This window comes from Pseudoalteromonas sp. 11L1 (genome assembly GCF_055397545.1).
The window spans coordinates 721,219-745,609 of record NZ_AP041141.1 but is presented as its reverse complement, the minus strand read 5'-3'; the positions used below and the strand labels follow the sequence as shown (position 1 = coordinate 745,609).

The 24,391-nt window shown below is 40.5% G+C and carries 21 protein-coding genes; 14 read left to right on the top strand and 7 right to left on the bottom strand.

What is annotated here, in order from left to right:
• Nucleotides 1–90 precede the first annotated feature (90 nt).
• From yidC to rpmH, 4 genes are all read right to left on the bottom strand, one after another.
• A complete protein-coding gene (gene yidC / locus ACZ5WS_RS03490) occupies nucleotides 91–1,728 on the bottom strand; it encodes a membrane protein insertase YidC (protein WP_464710659.1) in 1,638 nt (545 codons plus the stop codon).
• Nucleotides 1,729–1,736: 8 nt separating this feature from the next.
• Nucleotides 1,737–2,012: a membrane protein insertion efficiency factor YidD gene (gene yidD, locus ACZ5WS_RS03485; protein WP_008112973.1), complete on the bottom strand. Its 276-nt coding sequence runs from the start codon at nucleotides 2,010–2,012 to the stop codon at nucleotides 1,737–1,739.
• Nucleotides 2,013–2,138: 126 nt separating this feature from the next.
• Nucleotides 2,139–2,564, bottom strand: a complete 426-nt coding sequence (rnpA, locus tag ACZ5WS_RS03480; RefSeq protein WP_008467046.1) for a ribonuclease P protein component — start codon at nucleotides 2,562–2,564, stop codon at nucleotides 2,139–2,141.
• A gap of 7 nt (nucleotides 2,565–2,571) precedes the next feature.
• A complete protein-coding gene (rpmH, locus tag ACZ5WS_RS03475; RefSeq protein WP_008112968.1) occupies nucleotides 2,572–2,706 on the bottom strand; it encodes a 50S ribosomal protein L34 in 135 nt (44 codons plus the stop codon).
• A 506-nt stretch (nucleotides 2,707–3,212) separates the two neighbouring features.
• Between rpmH and dnaA the strand changes: the two genes are divergently transcribed.
• The 7 genes from dnaA (at nucleotide 3,213) to ACZ5WS_RS03440 (ending at nucleotide 12,906) form a co-directional block, all read left to right on the top strand.
• Nucleotides 3,213–4,601: a chromosomal replication initiator protein DnaA gene (dnaA, locus tag ACZ5WS_RS03470; protein ID WP_024601489.1), complete on the top strand. Its 1,389-nt coding sequence runs from the start codon at nucleotides 3,213–3,215 to the stop codon at nucleotides 4,599–4,601.
• Nucleotides 4,602–4,614: 13 nt separating this feature from the next.
• Complete coding sequence (dnaN, locus tag ACZ5WS_RS03465; protein ID WP_008112965.1) at nucleotides 4,615–5,718, top strand: DNA polymerase III subunit beta; 1,104 nt, start codon at nucleotides 4,615–4,617, stop codon at nucleotides 5,716–5,718.
• Nucleotides 5,719–5,733: 15 nt separating this feature from the next.
• A complete protein-coding gene (recF, locus tag ACZ5WS_RS03460) occupies nucleotides 5,734–6,828 on the top strand; it encodes a DNA replication/repair protein RecF (RefSeq protein WP_055013149.1) in 1,095 nt (364 codons plus the stop codon).
• A gap of 12 nt (nucleotides 6,829–6,840) precedes the next feature.
• Nucleotides 6,841–9,267, top strand: coding sequence for a DNA topoisomerase (ATP-hydrolyzing) subunit B (gene gyrB, locus ACZ5WS_RS03455; RefSeq protein ID WP_178954438.1), 2,427 nt, complete (start codon nucleotides 6,841–6,843; stop codon nucleotides 9,265–9,267).
• A gap of 141 nt (nucleotides 9,268–9,408) precedes the next feature.
• Entirely contained in the window at nucleotides 9,409–10,311 is a 903-nt protein-coding gene (gene glyQ, locus ACZ5WS_RS03450) for a glycine--tRNA ligase subunit alpha (RefSeq protein WP_010392717.1), read from the top strand.
• Between the two features lie 2 nt (nucleotides 10,312–10,313).
• Entirely contained in the window at nucleotides 10,314–12,383 is a 2,070-nt protein-coding gene (gene glyS / locus ACZ5WS_RS03445; protein WP_464710653.1) for a glycine--tRNA ligase subunit beta, read from the top strand.
• Nucleotides 12,384–12,456: 73 nt separating this feature from the next.
• Nucleotides 12,457–12,906: an early set domain-containing protein gene (locus tag ACZ5WS_RS03440; protein WP_464711469.1), complete on the top strand. Its 450-nt coding sequence runs from the start codon at nucleotides 12,457–12,459 to the stop codon at nucleotides 12,904–12,906.
• Between the two features lie 101 nt (nucleotides 12,907–13,007).
• Here ACZ5WS_RS03440 and tusA read toward each other — a convergent pair whose 3' ends face one another.
• The 3 genes from tusA to fadB all read right to left on the bottom strand — a co-directional run bounded on the left by tusA (nucleotide 13,008) and on the right by fadB (nucleotide 16,830).
• Nucleotides 13,008–13,247 (bottom strand): sulfurtransferase TusA, encoded by a 240-nt coding sequence (gene tusA / locus ACZ5WS_RS03435; protein ID WP_464710651.1) that lies wholly within the window; start codon nucleotides 13,245–13,247, stop codon nucleotides 13,008–13,010.
• A 249-nt stretch (nucleotides 13,248–13,496) separates the two neighbouring features.
• Nucleotides 13,497–14,666, bottom strand: a complete 1,170-nt coding sequence (fadA, locus tag ACZ5WS_RS03430) for an acetyl-CoA C-acyltransferase FadA (RefSeq protein WP_464710648.1) — start codon at nucleotides 14,664–14,666, stop codon at nucleotides 13,497–13,499.
• A gap of 4 nt (nucleotides 14,667–14,670) precedes the next feature.
• Entirely contained in the window at nucleotides 14,671–16,830 is a 2,160-nt protein-coding gene (gene fadB, locus ACZ5WS_RS03425) for a fatty acid oxidation complex subunit alpha FadB (RefSeq protein WP_464710646.1), read from the bottom strand.
• A gap of 308 nt (nucleotides 16,831–17,138) precedes the next feature.
• On the opposite strand from fadB, the gene ACZ5WS_RS03420 reads away from it, so the two are divergent.
• The 7 genes from ACZ5WS_RS03420 to ACZ5WS_RS03390 all read left to right on the top strand — a co-directional run bounded on the left by ACZ5WS_RS03420 (nucleotide 17,139) and on the right by ACZ5WS_RS03390 (nucleotide 24,391).
• Nucleotides 17,139–19,025 (top strand): lytic transglycosylase domain-containing protein, encoded by a 1,887-nt coding sequence (locus tag ACZ5WS_RS03420; protein ID WP_290170929.1) that lies wholly within the window; start codon nucleotides 17,139–17,141, stop codon nucleotides 19,023–19,025.
• Between the two features lie 117 nt (nucleotides 19,026–19,142).
• Nucleotides 19,143–20,465 carry a Xaa-Pro dipeptidase gene (pepQ, locus tag ACZ5WS_RS03415; RefSeq protein WP_010392729.1) on the top strand — a complete coding sequence of 441 codons (1,323 nt, stop codon included), beginning with the start codon at nucleotides 19,143–19,145 and terminating at the stop codon, nucleotides 20,463–20,465.
• A gap of 80 nt (nucleotides 20,466–20,545) precedes the next feature.
• Nucleotides 20,546–21,160, top strand: a complete 615-nt coding sequence (locus ACZ5WS_RS03410) for a YigZ family protein (RefSeq protein WP_076920146.1) — start codon at nucleotides 20,546–20,548, stop codon at nucleotides 21,158–21,160.
• A gap of 94 nt (nucleotides 21,161–21,254) precedes the next feature.
• On the top strand, nucleotides 21,255–22,706 hold the full coding sequence (locus ACZ5WS_RS03405; protein WP_008467072.1) for a TrkH family potassium uptake protein: 1,452 nt from the start codon (nucleotides 21,255–21,257) through the stop codon (nucleotides 22,704–22,706).
• Nucleotides 22,707–22,730: 24 nt separating this feature from the next.
• A complete protein-coding gene (locus ACZ5WS_RS03400) occupies nucleotides 22,731–23,393 on the top strand; it encodes a flagellar brake protein (RefSeq protein ID WP_290170927.1) in 663 nt (220 codons plus the stop codon).
• 504 nt (nucleotides 23,394–23,897) lie between these two features.
• Nucleotides 23,898–24,110 carry an EF-hand domain-containing protein gene (locus tag ACZ5WS_RS03395; protein ID WP_198522026.1) on the top strand — a complete coding sequence of 71 codons (213 nt, stop codon included), beginning with the start codon at nucleotides 23,898–23,900 and terminating at the stop codon, nucleotides 24,108–24,110.
• A gap of 68 nt (nucleotides 24,111–24,178) precedes the next feature.
• Nucleotides 24,179–24,391, top strand: a complete 213-nt coding sequence (locus ACZ5WS_RS03390; protein WP_008112939.1) for an EF-hand domain-containing protein — start codon at nucleotides 24,179–24,181, stop codon at nucleotides 24,389–24,391.

The window sequence follows — 24,391 nt, the reverse complement described above, 5'->3', positions numbered from 1 at the left end:
GTAACCTATCAAATAGGCACTCGCGAATGCTGTTATAAAAAATAGGCAATAAAAAAGGCGACCTAAGTCGCCTTTATATAAGTAGGGAGTTTAATCGCCCCTTACTTTAATTCCTTTCTTTTCCATGCCACGGTAGATGATTAACATCTGGACAATAGAAATAAGGTTAGACACTAACCAGTAAAGTACTAAACCAGATGGGAACCATAAGAAGAATACAGAGAAGATAACCGGCATAAAGGTCATCATTTTTTGCTGCATTGGATCGGTAACCGTCATAGGTTGTAGTTTTTGCGTTATGAACATACTCGCACCAAATAAAATTGGTAATACGTAGTATGGGTCTTTTGCAGAAAGGTCAGTTAACCAAAGTACAAATTCAGCGTGACGAAGTTCTGTAGACTCTAAGAATACATAGAACAAGGCTAAGAAGATTGGCATTTGCAGTAAAATAGGGAAACAGCCACCCATAGGGTTCACTTTTTCTTTACGGTACATTTCCATAGTCGCTTGGCCGAATTTTTGACGATCATCGCCATACTTTTCTTTTAGCGCCTTCATCTTAGGCTGTAACGCACGCATTTTAGCCATTGAGGTGTACTGTGCTTTAGTCAGTGGGTACATTAATGTTTTAACGATAATAGTGATGGCAATAATTGCTACACCCCAGTTACCTAAAATACTGTGTAACCATTTAAGTAGCACAAATAACGGCTGCGAAATGAAAAACAACCAACCATAATCAACTGTTAAGTCTAGGTCTGGATGAATGGCTTCAAGTTTATCTGACTCTTTAGGGCCCATGTAATAAGTTGCAGTAAGTACTTGCTCACTACCAGCTTGAACATTAACCGCTTCGTCTTTAACACCAATAATAGCCGCATTACTTTTAGTAATTAAACTATAAAGAGTATTAGTTTGATCTTGCATTGGTACCCAAGCACTTACAAAGTAATGCTGAATAAAGGCAACATAACCACCTTGAGTATTTTTATTTAGGTTTTTATCGGCCATATCTGAAAAACTATACTTTTCGTATTTTTCTTCATCAGTACCGTATGCAGCCCCTAAATAGTTTTGATCAACCATACTGCCTTTTTCTTGTACGGTACGCTTTATTTGTGTGTAAAGCTGAACTTGTACTGGCGAGCTAGTGGTGTTGTTAACTTTATATTCTAAGCCAACATCATATTGACCCTTTTTGAATACATAGGTTTTAGTGAAACTTACACCGTTACTATCAGTAAACTGAAGAGGAACACGAAGCTCATCACCCGTTAAAGTATAAGAAGTTTGTTCTGATTGGTAAGTAGGACGCCCATTTGCTGATGCATCTGGACCATTTAAACCTATTAAGCCACTTTGTGAAAAGTATTGTTTACCATCAAACTCACCCAGTAGCATGTAAGGAACATCACTGCCTTTGGTTTCTTTATAATCAATTAAGTCTGTTTCAACAATGTCACCGCCTTTGGTGTCAATTTTTACTTTAAACACGTCTGTTGTAATATTTATAACAGCGCGCTTAGCTAAAGTAGTTGAAGCAGGAAAACCTGAGTCTGATGAAGCTGGAACATAATCATCTGATTCTGGTGAATTTGCTTTTAGTGTTTGTGTAGTGGCACTAGGATCGGCTTTTGGTGTGTTGTAGTCATTATTCCACTCTTGAAATAATAAAAACGACACTAGCATTAGGCCGATGAATAAAAACGTGCGTTGCGATTCCATAACAGCTCTTATTTCTCGTGTTGGTGGTTAATACGGGTTAATTTTTCAGGAACGGGGTCGTCTCCGCCTGAATGTAAAGGATGGCATTTTAATATGCGTTTAACAGCTAACCAACACCCTTTTACCGATCCATGCAAATTAATTGCTTGAATAGCGTAACTAGAGCACGTTGGATTAAAACGACAATGCGGACCTAATAGCGGGCTAATCCACTTTTGATAACCGCGGATAAATAAAACTAAACAACGTGTTGGTAAAGCAGCAAGTGGTTTAAGTAACCTCATGTTGTACATGCCCCTACGTTATGTTTAGTGAATAGATACCATGTATTTAAAGACTCACTATGAGATTTTAAACGCATGATTAAAAGGTGAGCTAAAGATACCTTAATTAACCCTGTAATTCTATTGCTATTGGGTTTGTTTAGTCGATTTAGCTGATTTGTTTGGGCGTTTTTTAAATGGTGGCGGTTTAGGGGCACCAGGTTTGCAGCGTTCATTAATCTTACGCCACAGCTTTGTAAGTTGTTTGGTTAATTCTTCATTAGACTGTTCATCAATGCCACTTTTAACCATCAACACAATATCAATATTATCGAGCGTGTGTTGGTTTAAACGAAAACTTTCGCGAGCAAGACGTTTAATACGGTTTCGTTGACATGCCTTTTTTACACGTTTTTTAGCAACAGTAAGGCCTAACCTAGGTTTAGACTGGTCACTTGGTTTTGCTAATAAGGTAAAGAAAGGAGTTGCAGCCCGAGCGGGTTCGTTAAATATGCGAGAGTAATGCGAGGGAGTTAACAGACGTAACTCCCTGCCAAAGCTAAAGTCTTCCACTTATAAATTAAGCAGAAAGAACTTTGCGGCCTTTAGCACGGCGACGAGCTAATACTTTACGGCCATTTACAGTTGCCATACGAGCACGGAAACCGTGTGTACGTTTGCGTTTTAAAACGCTAGGTTGAAAAGTTCTTTTCATAACAATCTCATCCGATCGGTTAAAGTTAAAACATCCTATGCAGGTCGCGATCCTGGCACAGGTGCCATTGCGAGCGCGAGATATTATAGATGAAGTGACGAAAAGTCAATCATAATAGAGTGCGTAAAGCATGTTTATTTATGATCAATTTTCATGATCCGATAGGATCATCATAAATAAGAAGTTTTCCACAGCCCCTGTATAAAAAGTGAATAAAAGCATGGGAAAAGTAAATTAGATCGTAAATTGTGGTCGCGATCTGCTGCCAGTTTTGTTATGATCTCTAATCAAGCTTTAAAATAAAAAGCTATTAGAATCAGTCTGTTATTATATTTATACATCGATATCAACAATTTTACAAAAATCAATCTTTTACTTGTGGATAAAGTGCATTCATAATAGTCGGTCTTGGGCTGCTTATTGAGCCATTTAAACGCAATACAGGTGTGATTTTTGAATCATTATTGATGTGCGGGAATAAAAATTATATCTCTGGGAGTTTTACTGTGTATCTGTCGGTTTGGCAAAGTTGTTTATATGTATTGCAAGATGAATTGCCTTCGCAGCAATTCAGTATGTGGGTCAGACCACTTCAAGCAGAAAGTACCGAAGATACCTTGACGATTTATGCGCCTAATCGTTTCGTACTTGATTGGGTGAGAGAGAAGTACTTAAATAGAATAAATGAATTATTGGTAGAAATTTGTGGTGTAGAAGCACCCGAGTTACGTTTTGATGTAGGTAGTAAGCCGCTATTAAATGCACAAGCTGCACCGGTGGTTGAAACACAATCAGCCCCAAGCACGCAATCAACGGCAAAACAACAACCTCGAGAACAAAAACCGGTTGTAGAACCAGCTCCTAAATCTGGTTATAAATCAAACATTAAAGAAAACTATACCTTTGATAGCTTTGTTGAGGGTAAATCTAACCAATTAGCAAAAGCGGCTGCCACTCAGGTAGCAGACAACCCTGGCTCTGCATTTAACCCTGTATTTATTTACGGTGGTACAGGCTTAGGTAAGACGCATTTATTACATGCGGTAGGCAACGGTATTATGGCCAATAAGCCCGATGCTAAAATTGTTTACATGCATTCAGAACGTTTCGTTCAAGACATGGTTAAAGCACTGCAAAATAATGCGATCGAAGAGTTTAAGCGTTATTACCGTAGTGTTGACGCATTAATGATTGATGACATTCAATTTTTTGCTAATAAAGAACGTTCTCAAGAAGAATTCTTTCATACCTTTAATGCATTATTAGAAGGTAACCAACAAATTATTTTAACCTCTGACCGTTACCCTAAAGAGATTGAAGGGGTTGAAGATCGTCTTAAATCTCGTTTTGGTTGGGGATTAACCATCGCGATTGAGCCGCCAGAGCTTGAAACACGCGTTGCTATTTTGATGAAAAAAGCCCAGCAAAGTAAAATTAACTTACCGCATGAAGTGGCATTTTTTATTGCGAAAAAATTACGCTCAAACGTACGTGAGCTTGAAGGTGCATTAAACCGTGTAATTGCTAACGCAAACTTTACCGGCCGCCCAATTTCTATCGACTTTGTAAAAGAAGCACTGCGTGATTTATTAGCGCTGCAAGACAAACTAGTCACCATAGACAACATTCAACGTACGGTTGCAGAATACTATAGAATACGTGTATCTGATTTACTGTCTAAGCGCCGTAGCCGCTCTATAGCAAGGCCTCGCCAAGTTGCTATGGCATTATCTAAAGAACTCACTAATCACAGCTTACCTGAGATTGGGGATGCTTTTGGTGGGCGTGACCATACAACAGTACTGCACGCGTGTCGCAAAGTTAAATCATTACGTGACGAAAGCCACGAGATTAAAGAAGATTACCAAAACTTAATAAGAACATTGTCATCTTAGGGCTGACTTTATTATGCAAATAACAATATCAAGAGAACAGTTTTTAAAACCATTGGTACAAGTATCGGGTGCCATTGAGCGTAAGCATACGTTACCTATTTTATCTAACGTATTGCTCGTGGTAGAAAATGGCCAGCTTTCAATGACAGGGACTGACCTTGAAATTGAATTAGTGGCGAGTGTATTTGTGGGTGACGATGTTGCCGATACTAAACTCACATTACCGGCTAAAAAATTACTCGATATTTGTAAAAGTTTACCGGATGGGTCTGATCTTACTTTAAGCTTGCAAGACCATCAGCTACTTTTAACCAGTGGTAAAAGTCGTTTTTCATTGACCACTTTAGCTGCTGAAGATTTTCCTAATTTAGAGCAGTGGGATGGTGAGGTTGAGTTTCAACTAACACGTTTAGAGTTGCGTAAATTACTTGAAAGCACACACTTTTCAATGGCAAACCAAGATGTGCGTTATTACTTAAACGGCATGTCGTTTGAAGTTGATAACAGCGACATAAAGACAGTTGCCACTGATGGGCACCGTTTAGCTATTGCACAAAAACAACTAGGCCAGTCGTTAAATACACAGCGCCAATTAATTATACCGCGCAAAGGCGTGCAAGAAATTATGCGTCTAATGGTTGCCGATCAAGAGCTGGTAACTATTCAGTTTGGTGCCAACCATATTCGTATTATTGATATTGAGTTTACCTTTACGAGTAAATTAGTTGATGGTCGATTCCCTGATTACCGTCGTGTTTTGCCGCGCGGTGGCGATAAGGTAATTACCGCGAATCGTGAATGGCTTCGTAATGCTTTTCAGCGTGTGTCGATTTTATCGAACGAAAAGTTTCGTGGTGTACGCTTAAATTTATCAAACGGTTTATTAAAAATTACAGCCAACAACCCAGAGCAAGAGCAAGCTGAAGAAGTGGTTGAAGTAATGTACGAGGGTGATGACCTAGAAATAGGCTTTAATGTCTCTTATGTATTAGATGTATTAAATACATTAAAAACCGAAGATGTATTATTTACCCTTGCCGATTCAAACAGTAGTGCACTTATAGAAGGTGCTGGCGATGAAGAAGCTATGTACGTTGTTATGCCAATGCGTTTATAAGATCATAAATACATAATGAGCTTAAGTCATTTGAGCCTCAAATATTTTCGTAATATTGAGGCACTGACGCTAGAACCAGTTAATGGCGTTAATATAATTTATGGTGAAAACGGCAGCGGAAAAACCAGCCTTTTAGAGGCTATTTATTACCTTTCTCACGGCAAATCTTTCCGAACCTCTAAACATAAAAGCATCATCGCTCATCAACAAGATCAGTTTGTTATTCATGGCCGAAAAGCGTTACACGATTTATCTATTCCAATAGGGATAAGTAAAACCCAAACGGGTGAAACCAATTTAAAAATACAGGGTAAGGCGAGTCGAAAAGTATCTGAACTTGCTCAACTTATGCCTGTGCAAGTTATCACACCAGAAAGCTATTCATTATTTTTTGGTGGCCCTAAAGAGCGCAGAAAGTTTTTAGACTTAGGTTTGTTCCACGTGGAACATGAGTTTTTTTTCTTGTGGCAATCGTTTAATAAAGTGCTAAAACAGCGCAATGCATTGTTGAAATCTAAGCCTAAGAATTATTTTGACCAAATCAAGTTTTGGGATAAAGAATTTGTTAGACTGGCTGAACAAATAAATAAATTAAGAATCGCGTATATAACTAGGTTTAAGCAGCAGTTTTTTGATAAAATGTGTGCAGAATTAACGCTAATACGCGATCTAGAAATTAGCTTTAATGCAGGCTGGAAAGAGGCCGAATCTCTTTCTGATGCGTTAGAGCAAAGCTTTGAGCGAGATGCTCGCCAAGGCTTTACTAGTAAAGGCCCTCATAAGGCTGATTTTAGTTTTAGTGTCGCTGGCAGCAGTGTTGAGAATGTATTCTCACGCGGGCAGTTAAAGCTATTGTTGTATGCGTTAAAAGTAACGCAAAATAGTTTGATTGAGTCAGAGACAGATAAGCAATCTATATTGCTAATAGATGATTTACCTTCAGAGCTAAGCGAAGATACAAAAGAGAAAGTGGGTCAGTTATTGACTCATTGCAGTTCTCAAATATTTATTTCTTCAATTTTATCTGAAAGTATTTCTGCTGTGGTGGAACCCATGAAACGAGAACTAAAAATGTTCCACGTGAAACATGGCAACCTAATAACAAGATAAGTGGGATTAACCATGTCTGAGAATTATGATTCGTCGAGTATTAAAGTACTTAAAGGATTAGATGCAGTAAGAAAGCGTCCTGGTATGTATATAGGGGACACCGATGATGGTACGGGCTTACACCATATGGTGTTTGAGGTCGTTGATAACTCTATCGATGAGGCCTTAGCCGGTCACTGTGATGATATATTTGTCACAATTCACTTAGACGGTTCGGTATCTGTAAGAGATAACGGCCGTGGTATTCCTACTTCTATACATGAAGAAGAAGGTGTATCTGCAGCTGAAGTTATTATGACGGTATTACACGCTGGTGGTAAGTTTGATGATAACTCTTATAAAGTATCAGGTGGCTTACACGGTGTTGGTGTATCGGTAGTAAATGCATTATCAGAAAAGTTAAAACTAACTATTCGTCGTGAAGGTAAACTTTACGAGCAGTTTTACACTATGGGTGTTCCAGATGCACCACTTGCAGCTATTGGTGATTCTGAAACAACCGGTACTGAGTTACGTTTTTGGCCAAGTGCAGAAACGTTTACTAACCTAGATTTCCATTACGATATTTTAGCTAAGCGTTTACGCGAGTTATCGTTTTTGAACTCAGGTGTAAGCATCATTTTAAATGATGAGCGCGAAGAAAATAAAAGTGACCATTTTAAATATGAAGGTGGTATTAGAGCGTTCGTTGAATACTTAAACCGTAATAAAACGCCTGTACATAAAGGGGTATTCCATTTTACTCACGAACGTGAAGAAGACGGTATTAGCGTAGAAGTATCAATGCAATGGAATGATGCATTCCAAGAAAACATTTACTGTTTTACTAATAACATTCCACAACGTGATGGTGGTACGCACTTAGCTGGCTTTAGATCTGCGCTAACACGTACGCTTAATAACTACATGGAAAAAGAAGGCTTTAACAAAAAAGCTAAAACAACCAGTAACGCAACGGGCGATGATGCACGTGAAGGCTTAACGGCTGTTGTTAGTGTTAAAGTACCAGATCCTAAATTCTCATCACAGACAAAAGACAAGCTAGTATCTAGTGAAGTTAAGTCTGCGGTTGAGCAAGCAATGGCTGAAAAATTCACTGAGTTTTTATTAGAAAACCCAATGGATGCAAAAATTGTTGTCGGCAAAATTATTGATGCAGCACGCGCGCGTGAAGCAGCCCGTAAAGCACGTGAAATGACCCGCCGTAAAGGTGCTATGGATTTAGCTGGTTTACCGGGTAAACTAGCGGATTGCCAAGAAAAAGATCCAGCCCAATCTGAACTATACATAGTGGAGGGTGACTCAGCTGGCGGTTCAGCCAAGCAGGGTCGTAACCGTAAGAATCAAGCGATTCTTCCGCTTAAAGGTAAAATCTTAAACGTAGAAAAAGCACGTTTTGATAAAATGTTATCTTCGCAAGAAGTGGCAACGCTAATTACTGCATTAGGTTGTGGTATTGGCCGTGACGAGTATGACCCTGAAAAATTACGTTATCATCGCATCATTATCATGACCGATGCCGACGTGGATGGTTCTCACATTCGTACTTTGCTACTAACGTTCTTCTACCGTCAAATGCCGGAAATTGTTGAACGTGGTTACATTTATATTGCTCAGCCTCCACTTTATAAAGTGAAAAAAGGTAAGCAAGAGCGTTATATTAAAGATGATCCAGCATTAGTTGATTACCTTACATCTTTAGCGCTAAGCAATGCAGCACTGTACACTAGTGATAGTGCTGAAGCAGTTGATGGTGAAGCATTAGAGTCAATTGTTCACGATTATCAAAACACGGTTAAAGTTATCGAGCGCTTAAAGCGTAAGTATCCGAACACAGTTATGAACCGTTTGATTTACCAAAGTGAGCTGAAAAAAGAACACCTTTCAGACGAAGCTAAGGTAGTTGCTTGGACTAAAGAGCTGGTTGATGACTTAATTGAACGTGATGAAGATGCAACTATTTTCCATGCGGGAACTGAGCACGATACAGAGCGCAACTTGTACTATCCAGTTGTGAATATTCGTCAGCATGGTGTGGATAAAGCGCACGTACTACATTATGACTTTATTACATCAAGAGACTACCAACGTATTGCTGTAACTGGTAAAAACATTGCTAATATCATCACAGAGGGTGCATATATCCAACGTGGTGAGAAAACAAAACCTGTTGATAACTTTGTGGATGCATTGGAATGGTTGATCGCAGAGTCTAAGCGCGGGATCTACATTCAACGCTACAAAGGACTAGGTGAAATGAACCCAAGTCAGCTTTGGGAAACCACCATGGATCCTAGCGCACGCCGTATGTTGCAAGTAACAATTGAAGATGCTGTTGCAGCGGATCAATTATTTGCCACATTAATGGGCGATCAAGTTGAGCCGCGTCGTGAGTTTATTGAAACGAACGCACTGCGTGTGGTTAACTTAGACGTATAAAACATTATCGTAATAACAAAAAAGGAGCCTTAGGCTCCTTTTTTATTTTTTCAAACGCACAAACTGCTTAAAACCTGAGTGTGCACAAGGTATACTGAGGGTAATTTTCACGCTACTTCTCAGATAGTAAAAATCCAAAATATGCAAAAATATGACGTTAAAACCTTTCAAGGTTTGATCCTGGCTTTACAGGATTATTGGGCACAGCAAGGCTGTGTCATTATTCAACCACTTGACATGGAAGTGGGCGCAGGGACATTTCACCCGCAAACATTTTTAAAATCAATTGGCCCAGAGCCAATGTCGAGCGCATACGTTCAACCGTGTCGTCGTCCTACCGATGGTCGTTACGGTGAAAACCCAAACCGCTTACAACATTACTACCAATTCCAAGTTGTGTTAAAACCATCACCAGACAATATTCAAGAGCTTTACTTAGGTTCTTTAGCTGCTGTAGGTATTGATACCCTAACTGACGAAGTTCGCTTTGTAGAAGACAACTGGGAATCACCTACATTAGGTGCGTGGGGCCTAGGTTGGGAAATTTGGTTAAATGGCATGGAGGTAACGCAGTTTACCTACTTCCAGCAAGTGGGCGGTTTAGAATGCTCACCGGTAACGGGTGAGATTACTTACGGCCTAGAGCGTTTAGCAATGTACATTCAAGGCGTAGATAGCATTTACGACCTTGTATGGGCAGACGGTCCATTTGGGCGCGTAACTTACGGTGATGTGTTCCATCAAAATGAAGTTGAGCAATCAACCTATAACTTTGAACATGCAAATGTAGCCGACTTATTTGAACAGTTTGATAAATGTGAAGCTGAGAGCCAAAAGCTAATTGAAGCAAGCCTACCATTACCAGCCTACGAGCAAGTAATGAAAGCATCGCACGCATTTAACTTATTAGACGCACGTCATGCTATTTCAGTAACCGAGCGTCAACGTTATATTTTACGCGTTCGTGCGTTATCAAAAGCGTGTGCACAAAGTTATTACGATGCACGTGAAGCACTTGGTTTCCCGCTGTGTAAGGATAAGTAAGCATGTCAGCAGAAAATTTATTAGTAGAAATTGGCACTGAAGAGTTGCCACCAAAAGCACTTCGTAAATTAGCCGAAGCCTTTGCTGCAAACTTAACAGCAGAATTAGAAAGTCTAGAACTAGGTCACCAAGGCGTGAACTGGTATGCATCGCCTCGTCGTTTAGGTTTACAAGTAAAAGCACTTGAAGCTAAACAACAAGACAAAGAAGTTGAAAAACGTGGCCCTGCAACTAAAGCGGCTTTTGATGCTGAGGGTAACCCAACTAAAGCAGCTATGGGTTGGGCTCGTGGTTGTGGTATTGAAGTAAAAGATGCGCAAACACTGGAAACAGATAAGGGCGCATGGTTATTGCACATTGCTAAAGTAGCAGGGCAAGAAACCAAAACGTTAATGACTGACGCTATAAGCAAAGCACTCGCTAAGTTACCTATTCCTAAACCAATGCGTTGGGGTGCGAATAAAACACAATTTATTCGCCCTGTGCATACGGTAACTATTTTATTCGGTAGTGAACTTGTTGAAGGTGAAATTCTTGGTAAGCAAGTGAGCAATCAATTGCAAGGGCATCGTTTTCATCACCCTGAAAAAATTAGCATTGATCATGCCGATGATGTGTTTGATGTACTTAAATCAGCTTACGTTATTGCTGACTACGAACAGCGTAAAGCACAGATTCGCGCGCAAATAGAAGACGCAGCCAAAGCAGTTAATGCCGTTGTTGCTATGGATGAAGACTTACTTGAAGAAGTTACTTCATTGGTAGAATGGCCAGTAACGCTAACAGCCACATTTGAAGAAGCATTTTTAGATGTGCCTGCTGAAGCGCTTATTTACACCATGAAGGATGATCAGAAATACTTCCCGTTATTAGATCAAGACGGCAAACTTTTAAATAAGTTTTTGTTTGTCTCTAACATCGAAAGTAAAGATCCTAGTGTGGTTATTTCTGGTAACGAAAAAGTAGTGCGCCCGCGTTTAGCCGATGCGCAGTTCTTCTTTGAAACAGATAAAAAGAAAACATTAGAAAGCCGTTTAGAGTCTCTTGATAGCGTATTGTTTCAAAAACAACTTGGTACGCTTAAAGACAAGTCACAGCGTATTAGTGAACTAGCTGGTTACATTGCCGAGCAACTTGGTGCCGACAAAGAGCTAGCAGCGCGTGCAGGCTTATTAAGTAAAACAGACTTAATGACCGAAATGGTAATGGAATTTACCGACGTACAAGGTGTAATGGGAATGCATTACGCGCGTCACGATGGTGAAGCAGAAGAAGTTGCAGTGGCACAAAACGAACAATACATGCCACGTTTTGCCGGTGATAACTTACCAACTAATGTGATCAGTTGTGCAGTCGCCATTGCCGATAAGTTTGATACGCTGGTGGGTATTTTTGGTATAGGCCAAGCACCAAAAGGTGATAAAGACCCATTTGCACTTCGTCGTGCTGCTATTGGTGCATTACGTATCATGGTAGAAAAACAGCTACCGCTTGATATTTTAGACCTGGTTGCTAAATCACAAACCTTGTTTGGTGAAAAGCTGACTAACCTAAATGTATCAACGGATGTGTTTGACTTTATGCTAGGGCGCTTCCGTGCTTGGTATCAAGACGAAGGCATTGAAGTAGATGTGATTCAAGCCGTACTAGCGCGTCGTCCAACGAAGCCTGTTGATTTTGATCGCCGAGTTAAAGCCGTAAGTCATTTCCGTACATTAGACGCCGCAGAATCGCTTGCAGCGGCTAATAAGCGTGTAAGTAATATTCTGGCTAAGAATGACATTACAAGCCAAGGTAATGTCGATCAGAGCTTACTCAGTGATGATGCTGAAAAAGTATTGGCTTCGCAAGTTGCAAAATTTGCCACTGATTTAGCACCACTGTACAGCGATGGAAACTACCAAGAGGCATTGAGCCAATTAGCAGGCATTCGTGAGAGTGTTGATAACTTTTTTGACAATGTCATGGTAATGGCCGACGATGAAGCGGTTAAGCAAAACCGTCTTGCACTTTTAAGCCAGCTTAGCGGGTTATTTTTAGAAATTGCAGATATTTCTGTATTGCAAAAATAACAGCCAATAGCTATTTAAAAAGCCAGCATTATGCTGGCTTTTTAGTATTCACTGTATACAAAGGATACAAATGATGATCTCCATAAAACGAATTTTAACGCTAGCAATGGCTGGCTTACTTACAGCCTGTACCAGCCAAATTTCGATTAACGACGTTTTGCCGCAGCAAGAATTGGATCGCAGTATTTATTTAAGAGGGGATTTCACATTATGGGATGCAGAACCTCAATACCAATTTAAACAAGTCGGCCCTTCGCTTTACCAAGCCCAAGTTAAATTTTCGACCCCTGGCAAAGTGTACGAGTTTAAAATAGCCGATGCAGATTTTAGTGAAGGTTTTAACTGTGGCTACAGCGATTCACAGCCATCAGGGCAAAGCCTAACACTTGGCCAATCAACGCGCGCCGATTGCAGCACTATTTACAACTACTTTAGTTACACACCCGCAATCAAAGGGTCGTACATAGTCAGCATTGATTTTAGTGACTACGATAAGCCGCAAGTAACGATAACTAAGAAGTAAGAGCAGTAAGCTATAAGCAGTCAGTCGTTAGCTTAAATATAAAATAAAAAACCGTGCTTGATTTAACAAACACGGTTTTTTAATTTTTAGCTGATAGCTGATTACAACCCTTTCTTCACCAAATACCTATACGGTGTTTCTTCAACTTCTTTAGCCACTAGCGTGTGATCCATAAAGGTACAAAAGCTGGGGATGTCGCGGGTGGTTGAAGGGTCGTCGGCAATAATAAGCAGTGTTTCACCATCGCTCATTTTACGAATCGCAGCGCGTACCATCATCACCGGCTCTGGGCAACGAAGGCCGATGGCATCTAATTGGTGATCGGGGTTATCAAAGCTCATAAAAATTACCTGTAAAAATAGTCGCGGCTTGGTTAGGTCGGGTAGTTTAGCGTAAATAAAGCTGTTGGTTAACTATTTTACGTATAACAAAACAGCTCAACTTATTAATAGATAATCTGAAATAAGTTTAATGCACCCGATCACATTATTCATTTTAAACCTGCAAAAGCTGGTGGCATAAAAAAGGCGAACTAACTTGCGCTAGTTCGCCTTTTAATCACCAAGATGGTTTTACATATTCAACACTAATTAGTCTTGAACACGTTCAAATACAGTAGCAATACCTTGGCCTAAACCAATACACATAGTTGCTAAACCGTATTTTGCGTTTTTGTCTTCCATTAAGTGAATAAGCGAGGTGCTAATACGTGAACCCGAACAACCCAGAGGGTGACCAAGTGCAATAGCGCCGCCATTCAAGTTAACTTTTTCGTCAACTACATCAGCTAAGCCTAAGTCTTTAAGCACAGGTAGTGATTGTGCTGCGAATGCTTCGTTAAGCTCAGCTACGTCAATGTCATCAATGGTAATACCGGCTTGTGCTAATGCTTTTTTACTTGCAGGTACTGGACCGTAACCCATGATTGATGGATCGCAACCGGCAACAGCCATAGCGCGAATACGTGCACGAATTGGTAAGCCCAGTTCTTTTGCTTTTTCTTCGCTCATTACTAACATGGCTGATGCGCCGTCAGAAAGTGCAGAAGATGTGCCCGCAGTAACAGAACCCGTAGCAGGGTTAAATACTGGACGTAGCTGCGATAAACCTTCAACCGTTGTTTCTGGACGAATTACTTCATCATCTTCAACAAGAATAAGTGAACCTTCAGCATCGTGACCTTCCATTGCTAAAATTTCGCGGCGGAAACGGCCTTCAACTGTTGCAGCATGTGCACGTTGATGCGAGCGGTAAGCAAATTCATCTTGTTGCTCACGGCTAATACCGTGAAGTGTTGCAAGGTACTCAGCGGTTAAACCCATAGAGCCAGATGCTTGTGCAATTGATGTAGCTAAGCCTGGGTGAAAGTCGTTACCGTGAGTCATAGGTACGTGACCCATGTGCTCAACACCACCAATTAGGTATGTGTCGCCAGCGCCAGTCATAATTGCGCGAGCAGCGTCATGCAATGCTTGCATTGATGAGCCACATAAACGGTTAACTGTGGTTGCTGGCACTGAATGTGGAATGCCCGCAAGTAGAGATGCGTTACGTGCAACGTTAAAGCCTTGCTCTAATGTTTGCTGTACACAGCCCCAATAAATATCGTCAATTGACGCAGGGTCAACTGCTGGATTACGTTCTAATAAGCCTTTCATTAAATGAGCGCTTAAGTCTTCCGCACGTTTGTTTTTAAATACGCCGCCTTTTGAGCGACCCATTGGTGTACGGATACAATCTACAATTACTGGATTATTCATGATATTAACCTTCCACCTTATAGAAAACACGGCCTTCTTCAGCCCACTTGCGAGTTTGCTCTGATACTTGGTAAATCGCACCTAGGTGAGCGTATTTGTCTGCTGCTGCAACAAAGTTAGCTAAACCTGTTTGATCTAAGTAACGGAACGCGCCGCCTCTAAATGGAGGGAAACCAACACCGTATACAAGTGCCATATCAGCTTCTTGAGGAGAAGCAACAATGCCTTCTTGTAAACAAAGTAGTACTTCGTTGAGCATTGGGATCATACAACGGTCAATGATTTCTTGTTTATCAAATTCTTTTGGTGCGTCTGTGATAGGTGCAAGTAGTTCAATCGCTGTTTGGTCATGTGACTTTTTAAGACGACCGCGACGATCTGTTTCGTACTTATAGAAACCTGCTTTGTTCTTTTGACCAAAACGTTTTTCGTTAGCAAAAACAGTCACTGGGTCTTTATCTGCACGTGCCATACGCTCAGGGAAACCGTCAGCCATTACGCCAGTACAATGATAAGCCGTATCAATACCTACAACATCAAGTAGGTACGCCGGACCCATCGGCCAGCCAAATACGTTTTCCATTACTTTATCTACTTTTGCAAAGTTAGCGCCTTCAACCACTAATTTGCTAAAGCCAGCAAAGTAAGGGAATAAAACACGGTTTACAAAAAAGCCTGGGCAATCGTTAACAACAATCGGTGATTTACCTAGTTTGAGGGCATAATCAACCACGGCATTAATCGTTTTATCTGAGGTTTTTGCACCACGGATAATTTCAACTAATGGCATTTTAGGTACTGGGTTGAAAAAGTGCATACCACAGAAGTTTTCTGGCTTTTCAAGCGCTTCTGCAAGTAGGTCGATACAAATAGTCGATGTGTTTGACGTAAGTACCGTGCCTTCTGGCATATTCTTTTCAAGATCAGCAAGTACGGCTTGCTTCACTTTAGGGTTTTCTACTACGGCTTCAACAATAATGTTGGCGTTTTGTAGGTCTGCATCGTTAAGCGTTGGCTTGATTTTGCTAAGCGTTGCTAGCATTTTTTCCATCGGCATGTGGCCGCGCTTCACTTTTGCACCTAATAGTTTAGATGCTTCACCCATACCTAAATCTAGCGCATCCTGTTGGATGTCTTTCATTATGATTGGTGTGCCTTTATAAGCAGACTGGTATGCAATACCGCCACCCATGATACCTGCGCCTAATACTGCCGCTTGTTTAATTTCTACATCGCTGTGTTTAGCAAATTTACGTGCTTTACCTTTAATGTATTGGTCTGCTAAAAAGATACCCGTTTGAGCAGCAGCTTCACTAGTACGTGCTAGTTTTGCAAAGTTGGCATTTTCAATCGCCATTGCTTCGGCGCGTGAGCTGTTTGCTGCTGCTTTAATAGTGCGAACTGCCATAACTGGAGCAGGATAGTGGCCTTTGGTTTTACCCATTACCATACCTTCTGCCATTGCAAAGCTCATGCCTTGCTCAACACGGTTTAATTTAAGCGGTTGTAATTTTACAGCACGTTTTGCTTGCCAATCTAGCTTGCCAGCAATCGCTAATTCTAGTGTTGCTAAACTTGACTCTTGTAGTTTGTTGGCACTAACTACCGCGTCAAATGCACCTACTTTAAGGGCGTCAGCAGCGCGATTTTCGTTACCTGTGGTGATCCACATCATCGCGTTATCGGCACCAATAATGCGCGGAAGGCGCACTGTACCGCCAAAACCAGGCATTATGCCTAATTTAACTTCTGGTAAGCCCATTTTTGCTGAGTCACTTGCAACACGATAATCGGTAGCAAGTGCCCACTCACAGCCGCCGCCAAGCGCCAAGCCGTTTATAACACTGAGTGTTGGGAATGGTAAGTCTTCAATTGCATCAAAAACGTCAGTTGCATCTTTGATCCACGTTACTAATTCTGCTTCAGGCTTAGTAAAAGTAGGTAAAAATTCGAAGATATCGGCACCAATAATAAAGTGGTCTTTATCACTGGTAAAAATCATGCCTTTAATATCAGTGTTAGCGGCTAATTCTTTTAATGCTGCCGCGCAATCTGAAAGAGTTTGTTGAGATAATGTGTTTACAGAACCTGTAGCACAAAACTTAAACTCGGCGATGTTTTCCTTCACGAAGCTAACTTCAAAGGAATCGCTTTTATATAACATTATTATTCTCCCTAGTTGATGAACTAAGACTGGTACGATGAGTTCATATTCAGACCAGTGTGCTTGCTTTAAATTAAAAATGCAACGAAAAATTTATCTTGGTTACAAACGTCTGGTTAAAATATAGCTGGTTTGGTGCTAAGGTGGGTTTGAAAGTTTTCTTTATTCATTTTATTGCGCTGTCTTGGTGTTTATAGCTTGGGTTTTATCAAAGTAAATAAATAGAGTTACAGTGCCTGCGCTGTTTTCTATTTACCCTTAGCCACACCCTTGTCAGCCTTGAAGGTTACTATGCCCTAAAGGACATTATGAAAAAATATTTATTAAGCGTAGCGGCAGCGACTCTATTTTTATCTTTACCCTCTGCCAACGCAAATACTGAACTTGATGCATTTTTAGATGCAGAAAAACAAGCCCGTTATGGCGATTATAAAAGCTTTAAAGAAGCGGTAGACTCATTGTCTCACCCACTTAAGCCCTATGTAGAAAAAGCCTATTGGCAGCGCTACCCCAGTTTAAAACACCAAACAGAAATAGAAAACTTCCTCACTATTTATGAACACACGCCATTAGAGTGGCCAGTGCGCAAAGCATGGTTAAATTATTTAAAGCGCAGAAATAAAAAAGCAGCATTTATTAAAAACTACCGTGAAACCTCTGACACTGAGCTTAGTTGTACCCATCTTAGTTATCAGCTTGACTTAGGAGCGCCTAAAAAAGCAATACTCTCGCAGGTAACCGATATTTGGACGGTAGGCGAGTCACAACCTAGTGAATGTGACGGGCTTTTTAAGCGTTGGCGACAAAATGGTTATTTAACCCCTGATGTTGTGTGGCAGCGTGTTACTTTAGCGGCACAAGGGGGCTCTTATCGTTTATTGCCTTATTTAAAAACCTTATTGCCAGCCAAGGAGCGTTATTTAGCTGATTTATATTCCAAGGTAAGGCGCGATCCTAGTGCTGCTGCAGGCCTTTACCGCTATAAACGTAAAACAGCCAAAGAAGGGGAAATAGCGCTTTATGGTATTAAGCGTTTAATTTGGCGTGATAAAGAGCTGGCATTAAAGGCGTGGCAAAAAATTGAAGGCATGTTTGATTTTGCTGATGATGAAAAGGCGGATGTATATTATACCTTTGCGCTGTCGTTGGCGTCGAGCGGCCATAGCCAGGCGAGCTTTTATTTAAATAAAGTCCCTAAAGCGCGTCAAGATCGTAAATTAATGCAATGGCAACTAGCCAATATGCTTAAAACTCAAGATTGGGAAGGCATTGCGGCATTTTTTACCGGTAAAGAAAATCTTAGCTTAGGGCAACAGTATTGGCTTGCTTATAGTTATGACAAACGCGCAGATCATGAAAAAGCTAAGGTAATTTGGAGCAAGGTAGCCGCTAACCGTGATTATTACGGTTTTTTAGCCGCTGCTCGCTTAGGGTTACCGGTTGATTTAAATGAGCTACCAGTCAATGTAAATCAAGCCTTAGTAACAAAAGTCAGTAATGCACCAGGCTTTAAGCGTGCTAAGGCACTATATGAACTTGAGCGATTTACAGCGGCCAGACGTGAATGGAATTATTTAACCAACACTTCTGAAGATGATGAAAAGCTAGCAGCGTCAGTGCTTGCGGCAGAACTTGATTGGTTTGATAGTACAATATTTACCCTAGCAAAAATAAAAGCATGGGATTATGTTGATTTGCGTTTTCCATTTGCGTTTCAAGACATGTTTGAGCGCTACAGTAAGCGTAGCAAAATAGATTTAACTTGGAGTATCGCTATTGCGCGTCGAGAAAGCTCATTTGCACCCGATGCCCGTTCTCATGCAAATGCACGCGGGTTAATGCAGTTATTACCAAGCACCGCAAAATATATTAACAAAGGCGATGTATCTAACCATCGGTTGTATCAGCCAAAAACCAATATTCGACTTGGCACCCGTTATTTACAGTATTTAAAAAAGAAAAATCACGGTAATGAGGTATTGGCAACAGCATCCTATAACGCCGGGTATCATCGAATTAAGCGTTGGTTACCAGAAGAAGCGATGCCCGCAGAGTTATGGGTTGAGCTTATTCCATATAGAGAAACTCGAGACTACGTAAAAAACGTATTTGCGTATCGGCAGGTTTACCATACTCGCCTTGGCCGAGAGGGGAATTTACTCGCGCCACTATTAGAGATGACCATGGGCGGGTAGTAAAAATAAATCTACAACAGCAGAGGGATATTTACACGGTAACTATCCCTCTTTTTTGAGCGCTTTGTTTATAAGTGATAGACTCAGAGCAAGTTAAATTTAACAGATGGGTTTATTATGGAAAAATTAGCCGTATTATACGCCGAACATATTGCAACATTGCAGCAGCGTACACGTACTATTTGTGAGCAAGAAGGGTTAGAAGGATTAGTCATTCATTCAGGCCAAGCTAAGCGCCAATTTTTAGATGATATGTATTACCCGTTTAAAGTTAACCCCCATTTTAAAGCGTGGTTACCGGTTATTGATAATCCACATTGCTGGATTGTGGTAAATGGTAGCGATAAGCCAAAGCTTATTTTTTATCGTCCAATTGATTTTTGGCACAAAGTACCTGATGAACCAAGAGATTTTTGGGCAGAGTACTTCGATATTGAATTGCTACTAAAGCCTGATCAGGTTGAAAAGCTACTTCCTTACGATAAAGCTAAATTTGCCTACATTGGTGAATACCTAGAAGTGGCCCAAGCACTTGGTTTTAGCATTATGAATCCTGAGCCAGTACTTAACTATATTCATTATCACCGTGCTTATAAAACGCAATATGAACTTGAATGTTTACGTAATGCGAACCGTATTGCAGTAGATGGCCACAAAGCGGCGCGTGATGCGTTTTTTAATGGTGGTAGCGAGTTTGATATTCAGCAGGCGTACTTAATGGCAACGCGTCAAAGCGAAAATGAAATGCCATATGGCAACATTGTGGCCCTTAACGAAAACTGCGCTATTTTGCACTACACCCATTTTGAGCCAAAAGCACCGCAAACACATAACTCATTTTTAATTGATGCGGGCGCTAACTTTAATGGTTACGCTGCAGATATTACCCGTACCTACGACTTTAAAAAGCAAGGTGAGTTTGCTGATCTAGTTAAAGCAATGACGGCGCATCAGATTGAGTTAGGCAAAAGCTTAAAACCAGGTGTACTGTATGGCGAGCTACACATTGACTGCCATAACCGCATTGCACAGTTACTAAGTGACTTTGATATTGTTAAGTTACCTGCAGCTGAAATTGTTGAGCGTCAAATTACCTCAACCTTCTTTCCTCATGGCTTAGGGCATCATTTAGGTGCACAGGTACATGATGTAGGTGGCTTTATGCGTGATGAAACCGGTGCACATCAGGCACCACCAGAGGGTCATCCATTTTTACGCTGCACTCGCTTAATTGAGAAAAACCAAGTGTTTACTATTGAGCCAGGTTTGTACTTTATCGACTCTTTGTTGGGTGATTTAGCACAAACAGACAACAAGCAGTTTATTAACTGGGAAAAAGTAGAAGCGTTTAAACCATTTGGCGGCATTCGTATTGAAGATAATATTATTGTTCACGAAGACAGCCTAGAAAATATGACGCGTGATTTATTACTCGACTAATATTTAACTAATAACAGTTTATATTATTCACGAAAGGGGCCTGTTGGCCCCATTTTTAATTTAACAGCCAAGTAAGCGCTATGTCAGAATATAAATACCCAGCCGACGATGTTTTTCATCAAGAAGAAATTAAAAAAAGTACCTTTATTGTGCATATAGGCCACACGCCTGATTTAAACTCTGCGAAAGCCTTTATTAAAAACATTGAAGAAAAATACAGTGATGCACGCCATAATTGTTGGGCGCATGTTGCGGGTAATCCTGGTGGAAGCCATGTTTATGGTTTTTCTGACGATGGAGAGCCAAATGGCACCGCCGGTAAACCTATGCTCAACGTGCTGGTGGGCTCTGGTCTAGGTGAAGTAACTGCTGTGGTAACACGATATTTTGGTGGTATAAAGCTTGGTACCGGTGGATTAGTTCGTGCTTATGGTGGCTCACTTAATAATGCCTTAGCAAAATTACAAACAGTGGTAAAAGTACCCAGCATTGAGCTGGTTGGCTTTAGTGAATACAGTATGCAAGGCGCAATAGAACAGCACTTAAAAACCAACTTTCAGGTACTTAATATTGAAAAGCAGTTTACGGCAAATATTGAGTGGAGTATTACTATTGATAGCCGCCAAGCACAGCAAGCATGCAAAGATATTTTTGATTTAAGTCACGGCGCAGTTGAGTTAACAATCAAAGAGTAATAGTCTTACATCCATCCTATTTAATCACTACAGATTAAATTTTCGAGTCATACAGTAGTTATTTTAATTTACTAATAAAAAAGCGATACGCTCAATGCAATTTCGTACCATCATAAAAATTCTTGGCCAACTGGTCGCGCTATTTAGTATTACAATGGTGCCACCAGCACTCGTGTCTTTAATTTATAAAGATGGCGGAGGGGTACCGTTTGTTTTAGCCTTTATATTTAGCGTTATTATTGGCTTAATGGCTTACTATCCAAATAGGCATGAGCATGGTGATTTAAAAGCACGCGAAGGCTTCTTAATTGTGGTTTTGTTTTGGTTGGTACTAGGGGCGTTTGCGTCATTGCCGCTGATATTTTTACAAGAACCCAACCTCTCTTTGGCCGATGCAGTGTTTGAAGCTTTCTCAGGCTTAACTACCACAGGGGCGACCGTATTAACTGGCATAGAATACTTGCCTAAATCGGTATTATTTTATCGCCAGCAATTACAGTGGTTTGGTGGGATGGGGATCATTGTATTAGCAGTAGCCATACTGCCAATGCTTGGCGTCGGTGGTATGCAGTTGTACCGAGCTGAAATTCCTGGCCCAGTAAAAGACTCCAAAATGACCCCGCGTATTGCCGATACAGCTAAGCACCTCTGGTATATTTACGTATCTATTACTCTTGCGTGTACTTTGGCGTATTGGAGCGCAGGGATGAACTGGTTTGACGCTATATGCCATGCCTTTTCTACAGTTGCTATTGGTGGTTTTTCTACTTATGACGCGTCAATGGGGCACTTTGATAGCCCTGTAATTAACTTTATTTGTGTGTTCTTTTTAATTATAGCCGCTATTAACTTTTCACTACATTATGCCGCTGTAGCGAGTCGTAATATTAGCGTGTACATTCGTGACCCTGAATTTAAAGTATTCTTATGTATTCAGTTAGCGCTGGTGGTAATTTGCTTTACTGTGCTTTCGTCTCATGATGTTTATGCAAATGGTGATGAAACCCTCGATCAGGCGTTGTTTCAAGCGGTGTCTATTAGTAGTACTGCTGGGTTTGCCACAGATAATTTTTCAGCTTGGCCGTTGTTTTTACCTATTTTACTTATTTTTTCTAGCTTTATTGGCGGCTGTGCGGGTTCTACCGGTGGTGGTATGAAAGTTGTTCGTGTGTTTTTGTTGTACTTGCAAGGGGTGCGCGAGCTTAACCGCTTAGTACATCCTCGAGCAATATATTCAATAAAACTCGGGCGTAAAGCCTTACCCGACAAAGTAGTTGAAGCGGTATGGGGCTTTTTCTCAGCTTATGCACTAGTCTTTATTATTATAATGTTAGCGTTAATGGGCACAGGGTTAGACAACATTACCGCATTCTCTGCGACGGCAGCATGCCTTAATAACTTGGGCCCAGGTTTGGGTGACGTAGCCTCTCATTATGGTGCGATTAGTGATGCCGCTAAATGGATACTAACAGTCGCTATGGTATTCGGCCGATTAGAGATATTTACACTGTTAGTATTATTTACCCCAACATTTTGGCGTGGATAATGTTTTAAATATTAGGAAGGAACTATGCAAAAAACCAATTTGGAAAAGTTAAACCAAATCGTCACCGGTGGCATAGTCGATGTAGAAATACTGACACCAACCAGTAGCCGACGTGTAAAAACGGAGTTTATTGGTTTATTAGAAAACAAATTTATTATTTTAAACTATCCCAGCGCTAAGCGACTCCCTATGGCAAGTGATTACTTGCGTGATGGTGTTATGGTGGTGGTAAGGGCGCTTATAGAGGGCAGTGGTGGGCACATTATTGCGTTTCGTCAGCAACTTATGTCTGTTGCCTCTCATCCTGCTAAATTGTTGTTTATTCAATACCCTTCACAAGTACAGTTGTTTGGGCTTCGCTCACAAGCACGCATACCTACGTTGTTTCCTGCTAAGTTAACATTAACCGATGAGCAGCCTCCCTTTGAAGGGGTTATAAAAGACATTTCGCTCACCGGGGTAATGTTTGATATTAAAACAACCCAAGAACTCGATGAGTTAAAAGACATGCGCTGTACGGTTGTATTTGATGGTGATACTAAGCATGAGGGGCAAGTCTGCAGTGTAAAAAAACATGCTAGTGGTATCTGTTGTGGTATTCGATTATTTGCCAGTGAAGAGCAAATGAAAGCGTTAATGGGGGATCACTTTATTGACCCTAGTGCGCTTGAAGTTGAAATAGTTTAGGGGCATATCAAGTTGAACAAGCTTCTATTATAAGCTCAGCATACTCACGTGATTTCGTCATTTTGCAACAAATAGCCTTGTGCGGCTGTAAATTTTCAACGTCATCTTAAATTTATTTTTAAACTATTTAAAAACAGTAACTTAAATCTATTTTTTAATTATGATTTTTTTATTTATAACAAAATAAATCTCAACTCACCTTCCTTTTTGTTTAATTAACTCGCTTTGTAAGTGGTTTTTCACTGATCGTGTGGTGTTTTTATAAAAACCAACCAGTTGTTTTATAAGGCTTTAATCTTTTTGCTTTGTTTGCTGTTGCTAAAAAGCAACAAAATAACGAATGAAATAACGCCACCCAAAGCTGTTTTTAGCTTAACCTATTGAAAAGATGCAGCTTTTAATTTTTGGCATCGAAGTTGTAATAGTCAGGTTGTATTGAACGAAACGTGATTTGAAGTAAAACACTTAATCGCACAAAACATAAACTTTGAAGGAAGATTGATTATGAAAAGCATTAACAAAACTTTAGCACTTATCGCATTGGCTTCTTCATCAGCTGCTTTTGCAGCAAGCGATTTTGATACGCTAGACGTTGACGGCAACGGCGCGATCAGTCAAAGCGAAGCATCAGTTGATGCAAAACTAATGAGCCTATTTTCAGAGCTTGATACTGACCAAAACGGTGAGCTATCAAAAGAAGAGTTCTCTAAAGCATAATCCTAAGCTATTAAACTTTGGGAGCTAAATCTCCCACATTATTTAAACGATTTTAAGGAATACTCATTATGAAAACATTACACAAAACATTCGCACTTATCGCATTGGCTTCTTCATCAGCAGCTTTTGCTGCCAGCGATTTTGATACACTTGATACCGACGGTAACGGTGCTATTAGCCAAAGTGAGGCATCAGTTGATGCAAAGCTAATGAGCATGTTCTCAGAGCTTGATACAGACCAAAACGGTGAGCTATCAAAAGCAGAATTTTCTAAAGCATAA